We start from the raw sequence: 16,432 nt of genomic DNA, 5'->3' as shown, positions 1-16,432 counted from the left end.
AATCGCCTCGAACGGCGCAACCACCGTGAGCCGATCGGCCCGGCGCGAGCTGGGTGACGACCAAGTCGCCGTTGACGACGCCCTACAAGGGCTTCCCAGGCGCTGTTGGCGCGTCTTGCTGGTCCGCATGGCGTAGCTCGCTTGGCGGGGGTTTCCGCGGGGCACGAAGATGGGTGGATGGGGACGCGAGGGGAATCGTGGCGGGCCTGGGTGCTTGGTCTGTTGTCGGGTGCGGCGTTCGCCCCAGCGGTGGCGCTGATGTTGAGGTTCATGGAAGTTCTGCCCGCCGCGCAGTGGTGGGTCTTGGCGCTGATCGGGGTGGCCGCGGGCGGGATGTTCGGCGCGATCTTCGGGCCCATGATGGCCCGCGAGCGCCACGTGATGTGGCAGGCGAGCGGGGAAGACCTGACCTGGCCGCAGCTCAAGGCCGCGTCGCGGGCCAGCCGCTCGGGCCGGGCGCCAGCGGATCCTCGGGTGCGCGTGGCGGCGATCCGGCTGGCGGTCTATCAGCTGGCCCAGCACCGCCGTCGCCGCCGGAGCATGATCATCGCCTACTCGGTGGGCGTGGGGTTCTTCCTGTTCGACGCTGCGGTCGGCAACTGGTTCGGCTTGCTCGGTGCCGGCTGTTTCACGATCCTGGGCGGGGTGTTTCTGACCGAGCGCCTTCGGCTGCAGAAGGCATTGCTGCGCTTGCGCGAGGAGTCGCCCGCGCGAAACTTAGACGCTTCGTGATGACAACCCTCAGGTCCTTTCGTTGCCCGCCGGGCGCCACGGTGGCGTCGATGTTCGAGTCCTTGGCCAGCGGCCGGGCGTGCTCAGTGGGCGCGCGATGCTCGGTTGTGACGATGCCATGCCACTTCGCCAGCAAACTCGCAGTCGCCGTCAGGCGTTCTGTCGGTCTTGGCCTGGTCGGGGCGTCCGATCCTCCGATTCGGGTCTTATGTTCCCAGGCAGGGCTCGGCGACCACAGGGGCGGTCGCGCGATCGACGACCGCGACAGTGTCACCGCGCGCCAAGCTCGTGCGCGAAGCGATTCGGCGGTGACTCGCACCCAGCGTCTTCGCCTGGTTGATGAGGCGGTCACGTTCAGCAAGCCAAGCTACGGCCTGGTCGTTGGCCTGCTCCACGCCGTCGAGAACGGCGTCGAGCTGCATGCTGGAATGGTCCACCTGGTGACTTAGCTGCGATCGGATAAAAGGTCACCGATAACCGGATTCCCCCCCCCGAGTGGGTAATGCGAACGCGTGGCGCCCGTGTCGGAGCCACTCTCGATCATCTGCCTCTGCAAACTCCCTCTGACCTAATTTCCCATTCGTCGTGGTCCATGCATCACTTGTAGCGGAGATCGGGTCGTTGGTGAACCTCCCGCGGAAACACACGTGGAGCGGCCACCCGCCCGCCATTGCGGGACTCACTCTATCGCTGGGCCATTCGAGTGGCAGGCAGTGCGCGCCGGAACGTGGCCTGCGTGGCCAGCGATCACTAGCCGTGGCGCACTGTAGAGTTGTGCGTTCTCGCGTTGGGAGGCGTGATGGGGCGGATCGTGTGCGTGCACGGCGTTGGCCAGCAGGTCGCCGGAGAACAGTCACTGCTGCAGGCCTGGACGCCCGCGCTGCTGGACGGGCTCACCCGCGCCGGCCACCGCTACGCCGCGACCGCCAACGATATCGCGATGGGCTTTTACGGGGACCTGTTCCGCCCGGCCGGGGAGATGCTGGCGGTCGGGGACCCGATGTTCACCGCGGACGACGTCGATCCCGGCCTGGAGGAAGATCTGCTGCTGGCGTGGTGGCGGGAGGCCGCGCGGGTGGATCCGAAGGTGGCGCCGCCGGAGGGGGACACGTTGGTGCGTGCGCCGGGCTCGGTGCAGGCGGCGTTGCGGCAGCTGTCCCGATCGCGTTTCTTCGGGAGTCTGGCGTTGCGGGCGTTGGTGTTCGACCTCAAACAGGTCGGCCGCTACCTGCAGGACGAACAACTGCGAGACGCAGCACGAGCGGCGGTCCGAAAGCTGATCACCGCAGACACCGAAGTAGTTGTCGCGCACTCCCTCGGGTCAGTGGTTGCGTACGAGGTCCTGGCGACGATGCCGGGCCATCAGGTGCAGGCTCTGGTGACGCTCGGGTCACCGCTCGGGATCGCGAACCTGATCTTCGACCGTCTGGACCCGATGCCACATGACGGGCTCGGGGTCTGGCCGGGCTCAGACGACTTGGTGTGGACGAACGTGGCCGATCGCGGGGACGTTGTCGCGCTCGAGAAGGACCTGCGGCCGCGCTTCGGGCCGCGCGTGAGCAACGCCGTCGTGCACAACGGTGCCCACGCCCACGCCGTCACCGCCTACCTCACCGACAAGCTCACCGGTGCCGCGATCGCGGGAGGCCTGGGTGCACGATGACGGCGATCAGCCGCGGCGCTACTTGATCGCGACCGCCGTCGCGCAGTATCCGAAGGCGCCGCAGTGGGACCGGCCCGGGCTGGTCGAGGCCCGCGACGAGATCATCAAGCTGTTCACCAACGACCTCGGCTACCAGCACGTCAGCACGCTGGGGCTGAACCCGACCAAGGACCAGCTGACCACGCTGTTGCGCGCGTTCTGCCGTGACGAGGCCCGGGAACTGGACGACATCGTGGCCGTCTACATCGGCAGTCACGGCGAGGTCCTCGACGACACCCACGAGCATGTGCTGCTGACCACCGACGTCGATCCTGGCGATGTCGAGGACGCGCTGCCCACGGCGGAGCTGGCCCGCAAGATGCTGCTCAAGACCGGGGTCCGGCGGGTGCTGCTGATGCTGGACACCTGCTACTCCGGCCAGGGCGGCAGCGAACTCACCGCCGCCGCCATCACCACCATGATTCACAGCTGGGGTGACGACCACGGCGCGGGCCTGGCCGTGATCACCTCCGCCCAGCCGTCTGAGCAAGCCGCGACAGGGGCGTTTCCGCGGTTGCTGCGCGACGCCGTGCGGGCCTTGCCGACCGCCGGCTATAACCCGGCGACGTTGCCGCTGGACTCGATCGTGAAGGCGATGAACGCCAGCGAGGGCAAACCCGGCTACCAGCGGATCGGGCATACCGTCACCGGCTTGACCGGGGAGGTTCCGCCGTTCCTGCCCAACCCGCGCCACGACCGGCGGATGACCGAGGTCGACTTGGCCATCCAGCACGCCAGCGAGTTCGAGGTCCAGGCCGAGCGCCGCGACATCGAACTCCGGACGCGGCTGCTGCACCGCGCCATGGGTGGACGCGACACGCAAGGCTGGTGGTTCTCCGGCCGGCACACCGCGCTGCTGGACATCACCGCCTGGCTGCACCACCCCAATCCCTCTCGGCCGCTGCAGGTGGTCACCGGCAACCCGGGATCCGGCAAGACAGCCGTTCTCGGCCTGATCGCCACCCTCACTTCGCAGCGCCGCGCCACCGTTCCCCTGCATACCCTCGGGCTTCCCGCCGCAGCCGTACCCGATCCCGCCGCAGTGGACGTCGCGATCTACGCCCAGAGCCTGACGACCGACCAGGTCCTGGCTGGCATCGCCGCCGCCGTCCACTCCCACGCCGACACGCCCGGCCAATTGTTGGAGGAGCTCACCGGAGGGGACACGCCATTGACCGTGCTCATCGACGCCCTCGACGAAGCCGCCGACCCTGACCACCTCACGCGCCGTCTGCTCCGTCCCCTCGTCGACCACGCGGCGGGGAAGTTGCGGCTGCTGGTCGGTACTCGGGACTTTCTGCTCGAACGTCTCGGCGTGCGACGCGAGGACACGGTCGATTTGGATGCCGACCGGTATGCCGACCTGCCGGCGCTCACCACCTATGCCGCCCGTGGTCTGCTCGAATCCCACCCTGACAGCCCCTACCACGATGTGAGACCGAGGCTGCTCCGCGCAGTCGCGTATGCGGTCGCCGAAGCTGCCTACCCCTCGTTCCTGGTCGCGCGGATCACCAGCGCCACCCTCGCCGCCCAAGACCAGGCCGCCGACCCGAGCGATCCAACTTGGCGCAGCTCATTGCCGACCTATCCCGGCGAGGCGATGCGCCGCGACCTCGAGACCCGCCTCGGTGACAACGCGGCTAAGGTCCGGGACCTACTCTGCCCTCTGGCGTTCGCCGAAGGCCAGGGACTGCCGTGGGAAGACATCTGGGCCGCCGTCGCCTCCCGCGCCGCTGACGCCAGCTACACCGACGACGATCTGCTCTGGCTGCGCCAACACGCGGGCTCCTACGTCGTCGAAGCCACCGAGGATGGCCGCTCCGCGTACCGGCTCTACCACCAAGCCCTCGCCGACCACCTCAGCAACGGCGTCGATGACACTGCCATGCACACGGCCATCACCGACATCCTGCTGAGCCGGGTGCCTCGCACGCTCGACGGCCGCCGTGACTGGGCCCGCGTCCATCCCTACACCCTTCGGCACCTCGCCACCCACGCCGCTTTCGCAGGGCAGATCGATGCGCTGCTCGCCGATGCCGACTTCCTAGTGCACGCCGAACCCGACGCGCTCCTGCTCGCCATCCGCGAGGCCTCCACCGACACAGGTGTGCTCACCGCCGCGGTGTATCGGTGCTCCGCCGACATCCACCGCCGTCTGCCAACACAGCGACGCCGGCAAGTTCTTGCCGCCGACGCAGCCCGTTTCCGAGCGCTACGGCTCCAGGACGACTTGTCCGCACCATTACTGTGGCGGCCAAGCTGGGCGACCGGCCAGCAAGCCGTCCAAGCCCTCCACAGCACCTTCGACGGCCACGCCGACTGGGTGCTGGCGGTGGCCTGTAGTAGCCTCGACGACCGGCCAGTCGCCGTGACCGCCGGCCGCGACGGCACCGTTCGGGTTTGGGACCTCGCCACCGGCGAACTGCTCACCACCGTTGACCATCGCTTTGGCTGGGTGATGGCGGTGGCCTGTAGCAGCCTCGACGACCGGCCAGTCGCCGTGACCGCCGACCACGACCACACCGTTCGGGTTTGGGACCTCGCCACCGGCGAGCAACTCACCACCTTCACCGGCCACACCAGTTGGGTGCAAGCGGTGGCTTGCACCAACCTCAATGACCGTCCGGTCGCCGTCACCACCGGTCACGACGACAACACAGTGCGGGTTTGGGACCTCGCCACCGGCGAGCAGTTCACCGCCTTCACCGGCCACACTGGCGAGGTGCAGGCAGTGGCCTGCACCAGCCTCGACGGCCGGCCCGTCGCCGTCACCGCCGGCCAAGACACCACCGCACGGGTCTGGGACCTCGCCACCGGTGAGCAACTCACCGCCTTCACCGGCCACACCAACTCGGTGCTGGCGGTGGCCTGCAGCAGCCTCGACGGTCGCCCGGTCGCTGTCACCGCCGGCTATGACGACACTGCGCGGGTCTGGGACCTCGCCACCGGCGAGCAACTCACCGCCTTCACCAACTCGGTGCTGGCGGTGGCCTGCACCAGCCTCGACGGCCGGCCCGTCGCTGTCACCGCCGGCTATGACGACACTGCGCGGGTTTGGGACCTCGCCACCGGTGAGCAACTCACCGCCTTCACCGGCCACACCAACTCGGTGCTGGCGGTGGCCTGCAGCAGCCTCGACGGTCGCCCGGTCGCTGTCACCGCCGGCCACGACAACACAGCAAGGGTCTGGCGGTTTCTGCTCGAAGCGGTCCCTTTACCCCCTGCCTCCGGTCATTCAGCTTCGATCGCGGCCGCGACAAGCAGCAACCTCGACGGTCGCCCTGTCGCCGTCACCGGCGGCCGCGACGACACTGCGCGGGTCTGGGACCTCGCCACCGGCGAGCAACTCACCGCCTTCACCGGCCACAACGCCTGGGTGCTGGCGGTGGCCTGCAGCAGCCTCGACGGCCATCCGGTCGCTGTCACCGGCGGCCGCGACGACACTGCGCGGGTCTGGGACCTCGCCACCGGCGAGCAACTCACCATCTTCATCGGCCACACCGACTTGGTGCAGGCAGTGGCCTGCGCCCACCTCGACGGCCGGCCCGTCGCCGTCACCGCCGGCCAAGACACCACCGCACGGGTCTGGGACCTCGCCACCGGCGAACAGCTCACCACTTTCACCGGCCACACCAGCTCGGTGCAGGCAGTGGCCTGCACCAGCCTCAACGGTCGCTCCGTCGCTGTCACTGCCGGCACCGGCGCCGTACAAGTCTGGGACCTCACCTCGGGTGAACAGCTCACCAGCTTCACCAGCCACCTCAACCGGATAAAGGCGCTGGCCTGTTCCAGCATCGACGGTCGCGCAGTTGCCGTCACCGTCGACATCGGACACACTGCGCGGGTCTGGGACCTCGCCACCGGCGAGCAACTCACCACCTTCACCGGCCACACCAACTCGGTGCTGGCGGTGGCCTGCAGCAGCCTCAACGGTCGCCCTGTCGCCGTCACCGCCGGCCACGACAACACCGCGTGGATCTGGGACCTCGCCACCGGCGACGAGGTCGCCGTCTTCGACTTCCGTGGGATCGGCGCCGCAGCGTTCGGACCCAGCGGGGAACTCATGATCGCTGCCGGCTGGGACCTCATCGTGTTCGACCACACGGCGACACGCTGACCACCTCGGTACGGGCGTGCCTACCTGAGCAAGACGGCTCGGCACCACAAAAGCCTGTGCGCCTTCGGCAACGTCGCCCAGTTTCGGCTTAACAGAGAAGCGAGCGATTCGCAGTTATTCGAACAAAGGGTCGATAGCTCGAACGGCTCGCCCTTGTTCCGGAAGTTGGTGCCGACGTTGTCGCGATGGTCTCGGCACTGATCGGCCAGGCGAGCGTCTCGCAGGCGTTGGCCCGACCTGGTCACGTCCCGCGCGGGTCAGCGCGTCCCCGGCGTTGAGGGTGTCCAGGGCCTCGGCCAATACGCCGTGAGTCGTGGTTCGGTCAGCGAGCAGGGCTGGCCGGCTGGACGGCTGGCGACGAGCGTGTGCATGGATCTGCAGGTTCAGCGGCAAGTGCGGCGACCCCGGCGCAAGTCGGTTCAACAGATGCTGAAATTGCGATTACGTCGTCAGGGAACTGGTTCGTCAGGACTCGGCTGAGCAGATTGGGTAAGACGTCAGGAAGTAGCTTGTCCCGGCACAACTGCAACTGTTCTACCGGCCACCAGCGGTGCTCGATGAGGCCGGCGCGCTCGTTGGCCGTGTGTCGGAGCGCGGCCCGCGGCTCCGTGTCGTCGGTGCGGGCGAGGTAGACGTGGTCGAGGCGGTGGTGCTCGCGGCCGCGGTAGGTGAAGCGGCTTTCGCGGGTCCAGAGTTTGCGGCCGATCTCGTCCAGGATGAGCCCGGTCTCTTCGGCGATTTCGCGCCGGGCGGTGTCCTCGAGCTTCTCGCCGGGTTCCTGGCCACCACCCGGGAGCTCCCACCAGTGGTGCTCGGCGGCGTCGGGGTCGCGTGCGTGGATGAGCAGGACCTCGTCGGCGCTGTTGAGCAGCAGGACGCGGGCGCCGACCCGGACGGTCGGTTCGCTGGCGAGGGGCATCCGGTGGGTCCTCGTGCTCGGCGGCGTGGCAGCGGCCGGGCACGAGCACCCCAGATCAGAAGAGCGTTGCCTCGCGGTCCGCGGCCGGGTCGGAGGTTATCAGCGGCGCGGTCGCGGTAAGCGCCAGCTCGACGGCGAGTCCCGAGTGATCGGTGAGCGCCGGCTCGCCGTGGCGTGTGTCGTGGACGTACGAGCAGCGCGTGACTTTCTCGACGAGCGCGGGGGAGGCGTGGGCGTGGTCGTAGCGGTAGCCGAGTTCGATGCGGCGGGCCCAGCTGTGCTCGACCGCGGTCGGATACAGCGAACGGAAAACGTCGACGAGGCCGTGACGTTGAGTCAAAGTTGTGTAGAAGGCCGTCTCAAACGGGGCGAACTGGCCCGGATGGGGCGGCACATGCCCGGGCTCGAGGACGTTGAAGTCGCCCAGAAGCAGGACAGGCGCGTGGTGGGCGGTGTCTTCGTAGGCCTGGTGGAAGGCGTCGATCCACAGGCGTTTGCGGGTGGTCTTCGCTTCGGTGGCGTCGCGGGACGGGACGTAGGCGCCGAGGACACGCACCGGCCCGCGGTCGGTGTGCACCACGATGCCGGCCAGCCGGGCTGGCAGGTACGACATCGCGGCGCCGATGGGATCTACGGTGGATTCCGCCTTGGACAGCAGCATGACGCCGCGTTCCTTGTCAGCGTGGTCGGGGTAGGTGACCGTCCAGCCGGCATCGGCGAAGGACCCGGCGATCAGGTGGGTGCCGGGGCCGGAGCCGGTTTCGGTGAGCACGAAGACGTCCTCGTTACGCCGAGCGAGCCAGTCGCGCTGGCGACGGGCCCGCTCGACGGCGGGGTTGCCGACGTTGAGGGTGAGGACGGTCAGGGGCATGCCGGGCTCTCCAACAGGGTGCGGTGGATCAGATCGATGATGGTGCCAGCTGTCGTCCGCGGGTCCTGCGCGCAGTCGACCACCTGGACGGGCCAGCCCTGGTCGCGTAGGAACGTCGTGGCCGCCCGGTAGCCGTCGGCTTCGCGGAAGCTGATCCCGGCGGCACGCTCGAAACGGCTGTGCTCGCCGCGAGCCCGGAGCCGCCGTTCGACGACGGCCGGCGCGGCGTTGAGCGCGCACACGAGGTCAGGGCGGTAGACACCGTGGTTGAGCGCCCAGACGACGTCGAGCGGGACGCCGTCGAGCTGCTGCAAGACCACCGAAGACGCTACGTAGCGGTCGCAGAGCACGACCTTGCCCTCGGCCAGAGCGGGGAGGATTTCCGTGGTGAGCTGGTGGTGCCGGTCGGCCGCGCAGAGGCAGGCGAGCGCCATGTCGAGGTAGGTGTCGGTGCCGTGCCGGGCCAGCTCGCCCAGGGGAGCGTCGGAGGGCTGGGTGGTCGAATGCACCGCGATGCCGTCGGCCTTGAGCAGGTCGGTGACCAGTTCGGTGATCGTCGTCTTGCCGACGCCGCCAGGCCCTTCGAAGGTCACCAGCGTGCCGGGTAGGCGCCGGGTCATGCGACGTCCAGCGGCAGCAGGTGGTGTCCGTCGGCGACGACGGGGCACTGCTCGGCGTCGACGTCGCCGATGCGCCCGCCGCCGGCGACCACCGCGGCCGGGCAGCCCTTGCCGCAGGCGGACTCGATGCTGCAGGACGTGCAGGTCGGGTTCGCGCCGACCTGGAACCGCTCGTGGAAGCGGTAGGCGTCGAGGCGAGCGGCGATGTCACGGTCGGTGAAGACGTTGCCGACGATGAAGTCGGTGTCGGGGTGGCGGGAGACCGGCGTGCGGGCGGCGAAGACGAGGTAGGGGCAGATGGTGACCTCGCCCGGGGCGAAGACGTAGATGATCGTCCCGGCTTCGCACCCGGCCAGCGGTTTGCGGGCGGTGTTGGGGAAGCGGATGTGGGCGATGTCGAGGTCGGGGCCGTCGAACGGCGCGGTCAGCTCGAAGATCTCCTGCATGTGCATGGTGGTCTTGGCCAGCTTGCGCCGGGATTTCACGCCGCGGCCCATGCTGCCGAGTGGGTTGAACAGGACGTAGCGGGCGCCGTTCTCGCGGGCGAAGGCGCACAGCTGCACGTACTCGTCGTTGTCGGCCAGGGAGTTTGGCGTGCACAGGAGTCCCTGCAGCAGGCCGGCTGCGGCGAGCTTGCGGACGTTGGCCACGGTCACGTCGAACGAGTCGCGGTCGCCGCGGAACAGGCCGTGAGAGTCGGCGGCGAATCCGTCGAGGGAGACGTTGACGTGGACTCCGGCCGTGGAGAGCTGGCGGATGAGCGTGTCGTCGAGCTCGGTGGCGTTGGTGCAGACGCCGACGTCGATCCCGGCGTTGCGGAACGCGTGCACGATGCCGAGGAAGTCCGGGTGAATGGTCGGTTCGCCGCCGGTCAGCGTCACCCGTCGCACCCGGGCGTCGGCCAGGCGGGGGACGACCTTCTTAGCAACCTCGGTGAGGGGCATGTCCTTGCCGTGCTTGGTCGCGGAGACGAAGCAGTGCGCGCAGCGCAGGTTGCACCGCTCGGTGATCTGGACGAGCGCCTTGCGGTTCGGGGTGTCGACGGTGGTGCGGAAGTAGCAGCTCGACGCCTGCTCGTCGACAGCGATCGGACGGACGGTCATCGTTCGGTCCTCCAAATCGGGCGAGCTGGTGGCGGTAAACCGAGTAGACCACTCGATGCTCGCTAGAACAATAAATAGGCTATAAGTGCTCGAAAGAAAATTTTGGAGCATTCTGGCTACAGTTGCTCGAACTAGAACTGGAAATATCCGAGTGGGAACATGTGAGGAGACGCTGGTGACGGACTCGGAAGTCGCCGAGTTGCTCGACTTTCCGGCGGAGCTGCTCGACACCAGCCTCGACCAGCTGCGGACGCTGGCCGTCGTCCACGCCACCGGCAGTGCCCAGCGAGCTGCCCGGATCCTGCAGCGATCGCAGTCCAGCGTGCAGAAGCAGCTCGACACGCTGAACGACGCCGCGCTCCGGCTGATGGGCGAGGCACTCGTCGCGAAGCAGGGGCGCGGGAAGGACTTCCTGTTCACCAGCTCCGGTGACGAGGTCGTCGCGCTGGCTGCGAGCACGCTGCGCGCCTGGACTGAACGTGTCCACGGTGCCCGCCGGCGGGTCGGGTCCACCATCACGGTGGGCACCACCGAATTCACCGTCGAGTTCCTCGGCGAGGTCTGGCCGCAGCTGCGCGACACCTTCGAGCGCAGGGGCATCCAGCTCAAGATCGAGCACGTCCGGACCCGCGACCTGCGGGCCAAGCTGGACGCCGAGCAGGTCGACCTCGTGTGCGGCTCGTTCGCCGCCGAGCGCGATCGCGGCCCGGACGTGCCGCACGACTTCCTCGAGTGGCACCGCGAACGCGTCGCGCTGCTGACCAACCTGAGCGTGCGCGAGCTGCCCGATCGGCCGGTCGCGCGCGACGCGCTGGCCGCGCTGCCGCTGCTCACGCCGACCGCAGGCCTGCTGGCCGACTTCCTGACCCGCTGGTACGGCCCGGAGTACCGCGGCAAGCTCCACGTGGTCGCCGACATCGACGCGCTCAACTACGGCCTCAACCTGCTCAGCAGCAAGCTGATGTTCGGCTGCCTGCTCACCACCGAGCGGGTCGCCGACGCGGCCGTCGAGGGCCGGCTGCCCGGCGCGAACCTCCGCAAGGTCGAGCTTGGAACAGGCTACGAACCTGCGCTCGAGATCGTGACCGGGATCTTCTCTCGCGCGGGCGAGCGGCAGCGGTATGCCGCCGACCATCCGCTCAACTTGCTCTGGGAAGCCTTCGCGGCCGAAGCACCGGCTGCTCGCGCTGCTCAGCATGAACCCACCGCCACCCGGTAGTCAGCTGCTTTCCGTTGCAGAACGGTGAAAGTCCCCAGGTAGCGATTCACCGTGTCCGAATCGGACAGGTACGTGACTGTGTGCTCGTGCCGCAGGACGACGGCGAAGATCCTTTCCGCCGTCTCGTAGATGATGAAAGGTTCGGTCGTTCCGGTGACGCTCAGGCTGTCCGGGACGAGCTGAGTGCTTATGCGACCCGTTGCCGAGGTGGTGAGGTGCTGCAGCTGTGCGTCCCGGATCTCCGCGGAAAGGAATTCGTGGTTCAGTGCGGCCGCGCCCAGCAAGACGGTGTGCCGGTGATGAGGATTCCGGTCGACCTGCCGGACTTGGCGGGTCAGGATCTCCAGGTCGACGTCGTCGGGCTGACTGGTCCGGCCCAGAACCGCGTGCGCGTACTCGAATGTCTGCAGAAAGTCAGGCACAACGCGCGGCGCCCACTCGTAGGTGTGAACGGCGTATCGCAGGTACACGTCTTGGAGACTGGCTTCGCCAGGCGCGAGGTTCTCGATATGGCTGGCGCGCTCCGCCTGCCCGTGAAGCCGCATCATCAGCTGGTACTCGGCAGGTGTCACCTGGAGATAACCGAGATACCAGCCGAGCTGTCCGACATCGAGCGGTCGCGCCCCCGTTTCCCAGCCCGAGACGGTGGATGGATTGAACCCCAGTTTGACGGCCAGCTGACGGAGGCTGATTCCCCGGTTGTCGCGAAGCTCTCTCAGCCTGCTCCCGATTACGTAGAGGCCAGGGAGGTGGGAAGGTCCGTCGGTCATGCCGGACGCCGTTCTGTGAGGTGGAGGCGCCGCGGAGTCGGTGCGATGCCCGAGTCGGTGTCGGCGGCGTGGGACTGGAGTAGATCGAGCAACTCTTCGACCTTGTCGGCGACTTGGCGCTGTTCATCGGCGGTTGCGGTGCCGTCCCGCAACTGAAGTGCGAGCAGGCCGGTTCGGGTCTGTGTGGCTTGGATCGCGTCGATGAGCTTGGCAGTGTCACGGAACATGGAAACTCCGGTCGAAAGTTGCGGTGTCTCCGAAGTGGACAGTCGGCGCAACCCTGCGAGGACGCGGCAGAGAAGGACGAACTCGGCTTCTTCGGCGTGTCGTAGGTCGACTTCGGAAGGCAATTCTTCTTTTTCGTTTGCTGGCATCGTGGTTCGCCCCAGTGCGGAACCGGGTGGCCGAGTTACGTTTCGGGGTGCACGACTCCGCCACTGGTCGAGTTGGTTAGGCGTGCTCGGTCACGTAGCTGATCGCGAGATCCAGGGCCGAGTCGCGGTTCGTCGGAGGCAAGGGAAGGCTTGCGAGATCGAGACTTTCCGAGACTCGACGTACCCAGCGGTCTGCGAGACGGCGGAACTCACGTTCGTCGTCATCGCGGTTTCCGTCTTCGGCGTGGGCATCGCCCGCCACCGCGGTTCGGAACAGCAGGTTGTAGTTCGAGCTGTGGTGCCGAACCAGGTCTTCAAGGTGCTCGATCTCCGTGTCGCTCGCTTCGTCGCCGCGATACTCAAGTGCGGCCCGGTAGTACGCCAGCGCGTCTGGGACGGCACCGTTCACCAGGATGATGTCAGCGTGCGCCCACGCCTCCAGTTCGTCGCTGATGCCGCGGGTGATGAACCACATCGTGGATGCCCAGGTGTGGTTGTGGAGGATCGGTATGCCCAGCCGCTGGGCCCGCTCCACGAGAGCTGGAATGGTGGCGACCTGATAGCCGCTCTTCCGGAGTTCCAGGGACAGGCGGGAGACGAACGTGCTCTTTCCTGTCAGGTGCGGACCCATGATTCCGATGGCCAACGGCCGCTCGGACGCTGTGGGCATCACTGCGCCCGGCCTTCCGGGTTCCTCAGATCAGGTATTGCTGTGCCGGATACCGGCTTGGTGGTTGTGGTCACGGGGTTCCCTCCTGCATCGTGACGTCGGAACGATCACCATGGGACCCTGACCAGCTATGATGCGGGAAGGGGGTAAACGCCGAAACTGCGATTTACCCCCTCGGACAGATCCGGAGAACGACGTGACTGACGAACTGAGCGAGACGCGGCCGGCTGCGGACCATCTCGCCGGGGAGATTCGGCGCATCCGTCTGGCTGCGGATCTGAGCCAATCCGAGTTGGCGCGGAGGATTGGCTACACGCGCAACTACGTATCCATGGCCGAGCGGTTGGGACGAAACCTGCCTTCCCGTGAACTTGTAGACGCGCTGGACCGTGGACTGCACACGGCGGGTGACTTACGACGCCTTTGGGAGGCGGCGAAGCAAGAACAGGCGACACTGCGGCGCGAGAACCAGTCGCAGCGTGCGCCTCAGTTGAGAGACGATGTCGTCCGTGCCGGTATCCCGGCGCTGCGGCGAGCGCTGCTGGCGTGCGACGAGCCGGATGACGGCCCGGTTCGGCCATCGCATGTCCTGGAAGCGGCCGTCGCCAACGCGACGGAGCAGCGTGTGCAGGCGCGCTATGCGCAACTGGTCGCCGACTTGCCCGATCTCCTGATGGAACTCGGGCGGGCGCGCCACATGGCGACCGACGAACTGGAACGCGGTAACGCGACGGAATTGCTGATCCTGGCTTACCGCGCAGCTGATGGGGTGGCCTTCAAGTACGGCTACTCCGATCTTTCCGGGCAGATCATCACAGCCATGCGCCTTGCCGCAACGGAGATCGACCGGCCGCTGCTAGACGCCGCCGTCGCATACGTGCGCACTGAGACGTTCTTTGCGGCCAAGGACTTGCCCTCCGCACACCGTTCCTTGATCCGGGCTATCGATGGGATCCCGACCTCCGCGTCCACAAGGGACGCTGCTGTCGCGCGTGGCGCATTGGCGATGCGGGCTGCGGTGGTCTCCGCGCGTGCAGGTAAGGCCGATGAGGCCGGCGACCACATCGCAGACGCGTATCGAGCCGCCGAGCACACGCCTGAGGGCATCTACCTCGGAACCGCCTTCGGTCCGGCATCGGTCCGAATCCACGAGGTCGCTGTCGCCCAGGAGTTGGGCGACAGCCCGACGGCCGTCCAGCGCGGCACCGGCTGGCATCCGCCGCGTGAACTCCCCGCTGAGCGTCGGTCCCACTTCTACATTGACCTGGCTCCGGCGCAGGTCGAAGTCGGCCGACTTGAAGACGCCTTCGTTTCACTCCAGATGGCCAAACGTGTCGCGCCGCTGCACACGCGGGAACATCCGCGGGTCAAGACGGCGCTCAAGTCTCTGCTTCGCGGTCAGCGAACGGTCAGCGACGAGCTGGCCACCTTCGCAGCCTGGGTCGACGTGAACTGATCAGGTCCTCGCGACCAGTTTGGGCAGTTCGGCCAGCGAGTCGATGACCCAATCGGCGCTCGCCTGGACGGCCGGATCGTCGGCCCACAGGTGTCCCCAGGGGCCGCGGCGGATCAGTGCGGTCCACAGACCCGCCCGGTGACCGGCGATCACGTCGTTGTCGCGGTGATCGCCGACGTAGAGCAGGTCGCTGGCGGCGACATCCGCAAGCTCGACGACGCGCTGGAAGAAGACCGGGTCGGGCTTGGCCACTCCCCATTCCGCGGAGGTCGCGATGGCGTCGACCGGGAGGTCGAGGTCGCGGAGTAGACGTCCGGCCTTCGTCGTCTGGTTGCCGGCAAGGCCGACCCAGAGCCCCTTCTGCCGGAGTTCCGCGAGCGCTGGCCGAACGTCGGGGTACAGGTCGGATTCGCCGATTTGCTCTCCGTTGCCAGTCTCCTCGCGACGTTGCCGCTCGGCGGCGACGTCGAAGTCCGGCTTGAAGTACCGGAACGTCTCGGCGTTGTCCCGCCCGGTTGCGGTGACCGCGCCGAGCACGGTCGAGAACGTGTGCCGGCGGACTCCGATCCAGTCGGCCCAAGCGTGCCACTCGCGCGTGTCGTCGAGCACGGTCTCACCGATGTCGAGGACGACCGCCCTCACCGGCATGGCGCTTCCTTCCCGTCGGGGACGTACGGCGCCAGAGTCTTTCATCTCGTCTGCAGCGCGGCGGGACGCCCCTTGACCGTCACCAGCTCTAGCCGACCGAGGTTGGCCAGGTCGGCGAGCGGGTCGCCTGCGGTGACCAGCAGGTCCGCGGAGAGGCCTGGTGCCAGTTGGCCGGTGGTGTCGCCGATACCGAGCGCTTCCGCGCTCGTCGTCGTGGCCATCTCGATGACGTGTTCGCGGTCGAAGCCCAGGTGCTCGTAGAGCTGAAGGGCCCCGGCGTAGTTGTCGAACCCCGAGCTTCCCGCGCCGGCGTCGGTGCCGGGGATCATCCGGATGCCGTGCTCGGTCATCCACTCGAACCGGCTCGCGACCTGGTCAGCGCGGGCTGACCCCAGGCGGTTCATGAAGCCTCGCCAGTCCGAGGGCCAGGCGACGCACGCGAAGATCCCGCGCTCGGCGATCTTCGCGGCGACGTCGTCGCGCAGGTCGTAGCCGCCGCCACCCTCGCGCAGCCAGGTGCAGTGCTCGATGGTGGTGACGCCGGCGTCGGCGGCCGCGGCGATCGCGTCCGTGCCGTGGGCGTGTGCCGCGACGGGCAGCCCGGCCTTCGAGGCTTCGTCGACGATGGCGGCCATCTCGGCGGCGGTGAACTGGCTCTCCCACATCGACGGCGAGTTCGGGGTGATCTGGCCGCCGGACGCCATGACCTTGATGACGTCGGCGCCGAGTTCCGCGTTCTGCCTCACCCGCGCGCGGAGCTCGGCTTCGCCGTCAGCGCCGCCGCCGAGGAACCAGCAGTGCCCGTCGGGGACCGTGATCGGCGGCCCGGAGGCGACGATCCGCGGCCCTCGGGTGTGCTGGTCCCGGAACTCGATGGCGGCGCCGTCGCGGTCGCCGAGATCGCGGACGGTGGTCACGCCGGAGCGCAGAAGCTGGTCCGCGCGTTCGGCCAGCTCCGTGTGGGTCGCCTCGGCGGCTGCTCGCGCCGGGTCGCCGCAGGCATCGAACACGAGGTGGACGTGGCAGTTGATCAGACCGGGCAGGATGGTTCCGTCGGGGAAGTGTTGACGTTCGGCGGTGGACGAGGCCAGACCTTCGACGGCCGCGCGCGGCCCGACAGCGAGAATGATGCCGTCCTGGATGAGCACGGCGCCATCGGCGATCCGGTGGCCCGCTGGGCCGGGAAGGACCTGGCCGGCGGTGATGAGCTGCTGACGCACGAGTGGGACCT

At 67.9% G+C, this 16,432-nt stretch carries 15 protein-coding genes; 5 read left to right on the top strand and 10 right to left on the bottom strand.

What is annotated here, in order from left to right; all coding sequences use genetic code 11:
• Positions 1-270 precede the first annotated feature (270 nt).
• Positions 271-732, top strand: a complete 462-nt coding sequence (locus OG439_RS20145) for a hypothetical protein (protein ID WP_326950906.1) — start codon at positions 271-273, stop codon at positions 730-732.
• 206 nt (positions 733-938) lie between these two features.
• Here the strand turns inward: OG439_RS20145 and OG439_RS20140 are convergent, their stop codons facing one another.
• Complete coding sequence (locus OG439_RS20140; protein ID WP_326950905.1) at positions 939-1,154, bottom strand: hypothetical protein; 216 nt, start codon at positions 1,152-1,154, stop codon at positions 939-941.
• Positions 1,155-1,531: 377 nt separating this feature from the next.
• On the opposite strand from OG439_RS20140, the gene OG439_RS20135 reads away from it, so the two are divergent.
• Both OG439_RS20135 and OG439_RS20130 read left to right on the top strand, forming a co-directional pair.
• A complete protein-coding gene (locus OG439_RS20135) occupies positions 1,532-2,395 on the top strand; it encodes a hypothetical protein (RefSeq protein ID WP_326950904.1) in 864 nt (287 codons plus the stop codon).
• On the top strand, positions 2,385-6,551 hold the full coding sequence (locus tag OG439_RS20130) for a hypothetical protein (RefSeq protein ID WP_326950903.1): 4,167 nt from the start codon (positions 2,385-2,387) through the stop codon (positions 6,549-6,551). Before OG439_RS20135 ends, OG439_RS20130 begins: the two co-directional genes overlap by 11 nt.
• A gap of 322 nt (positions 6,552-6,873) precedes the next feature.
• Here the strand turns inward: OG439_RS20130 and OG439_RS20125 are convergent, their stop codons facing one another.
• The 4 genes from OG439_RS20125 to OG439_RS20110 are packed head-to-tail and all read right to left on the bottom strand — an operon-like array spanning position 6,874 to position 10,064.
• Positions 6,874-7,470, bottom strand: coding sequence for an NUDIX hydrolase (locus tag OG439_RS20125; protein ID WP_326950902.1), 597 nt, complete (start codon positions 7,468-7,470; stop codon positions 6,874-6,876).
• A 55-nt stretch (positions 7,471-7,525) separates the two neighbouring features.
• The gene (locus OG439_RS20120) at positions 7,526-8,341 is read right to left on the bottom strand and encodes an endonuclease/exonuclease/phosphatase family protein (protein WP_326950901.1); all 816 of its coding nucleotides are present in this window, start codon (positions 8,339-8,341) and stop codon (positions 7,526-7,528) included.
• On the bottom strand, positions 8,332-8,961 hold the full coding sequence (tmk, locus tag OG439_RS20115) for a dTMP kinase (RefSeq protein ID WP_326950900.1): 630 nt from the start codon (positions 8,959-8,961) through the stop codon (positions 8,332-8,334). The genes OG439_RS20120 and tmk overlap by 10 nt, the downstream gene beginning before the upstream one ends.
• The gene (locus OG439_RS20110; protein ID WP_326950899.1) at positions 8,958-10,064 is read right to left on the bottom strand and encodes a radical SAM protein; all 1,107 of its coding nucleotides are present in this window, start codon (positions 10,062-10,064) and stop codon (positions 8,958-8,960) included. Before OG439_RS20110 ends, tmk begins: the two co-directional genes overlap by 4 nt.
• A gap of 175 nt (positions 10,065-10,239) precedes the next feature.
• On the opposite strand from OG439_RS20110, the gene OG439_RS20105 reads away from it, so the two are divergent.
• Positions 10,240-11,283 carry a LysR family transcriptional regulator gene (locus tag OG439_RS20105; protein WP_326950898.1) on the top strand — a complete coding sequence of 348 codons (1,044 nt, stop codon included), beginning with the start codon at positions 10,240-10,242 and terminating at the stop codon, positions 11,281-11,283.
• On the opposite strand, the gene OG439_RS20100 is transcribed toward OG439_RS20105, so the two are convergent.
• The 3 genes from OG439_RS20100 to OG439_RS20090 form a co-directional block, all read right to left on the bottom strand.
• Positions 11,256-12,053: a Scr1 family TA system antitoxin-like transcriptional regulator gene (locus OG439_RS20100; protein WP_326950897.1), complete on the bottom strand. Its 798-nt coding sequence runs from the start codon at positions 12,051-12,053 to the stop codon at positions 11,256-11,258. The genes OG439_RS20105 and OG439_RS20100 overlap by 28 nt on opposite strands.
• Positions 12,050-12,427: a hypothetical protein gene (locus OG439_RS20095; RefSeq protein WP_326950896.1), complete on the bottom strand. Its 378-nt coding sequence runs from the start codon at positions 12,425-12,427 to the stop codon at positions 12,050-12,052. Before OG439_RS20095 ends, OG439_RS20100 begins: the two co-directional genes overlap by 4 nt.
• A 76-nt stretch (positions 12,428-12,503) precedes the next feature.
• On the bottom strand, positions 12,504-13,058 hold the full coding sequence (locus OG439_RS20090; RefSeq protein ID WP_284747676.1) for an AAA family ATPase: 555 nt from the start codon (positions 13,056-13,058) through the stop codon (positions 12,504-12,506).
• A 235-nt stretch (positions 13,059-13,293) separates the two neighbouring features.
• On the opposite strand from OG439_RS20090, the gene OG439_RS20085 reads away from it, so the two are divergent.
• Positions 13,294-14,553 (top strand): helix-turn-helix transcriptional regulator, encoded by a 1,260-nt coding sequence (locus tag OG439_RS20085; RefSeq protein WP_326950895.1) that lies wholly within the window; start codon positions 13,294-13,296, stop codon positions 14,551-14,553.
• Here the strand turns inward: OG439_RS20085 and OG439_RS20080 are convergent, their stop codons facing one another.
• Both OG439_RS20080 and OG439_RS20075 read right to left on the bottom strand, forming a co-directional pair.
• Positions 14,554-15,201: an HAD family hydrolase gene (locus OG439_RS20080; protein WP_326950894.1), complete on the bottom strand. Its 648-nt coding sequence runs from the start codon at positions 15,199-15,201 to the stop codon at positions 14,554-14,556.
• A gap of 41 nt (positions 15,202-15,242) precedes the next feature.
• On the bottom strand, positions 15,243-16,421 hold the full coding sequence (locus OG439_RS20075; RefSeq protein ID WP_326950893.1) for an amidohydrolase family protein: 1,179 nt from the start codon (positions 16,419-16,421) through the stop codon (positions 15,243-15,245).
• Positions 16,422-16,432: the final 11 nt, after the last annotated feature.

Source organism: Amycolatopsis sp. NBC_01307, from assembly GCF_035975215.1.
Taxonomy (GTDB): Bacteria; Actinomycetota; Actinomycetes; order Mycobacteriales; family Pseudonocardiaceae; genus Amycolatopsis.
The sequence above is the reverse complement of the archived record's forward strand: the minus strand, read 5'-3'. Positions and strand labels throughout refer to the sequence as shown.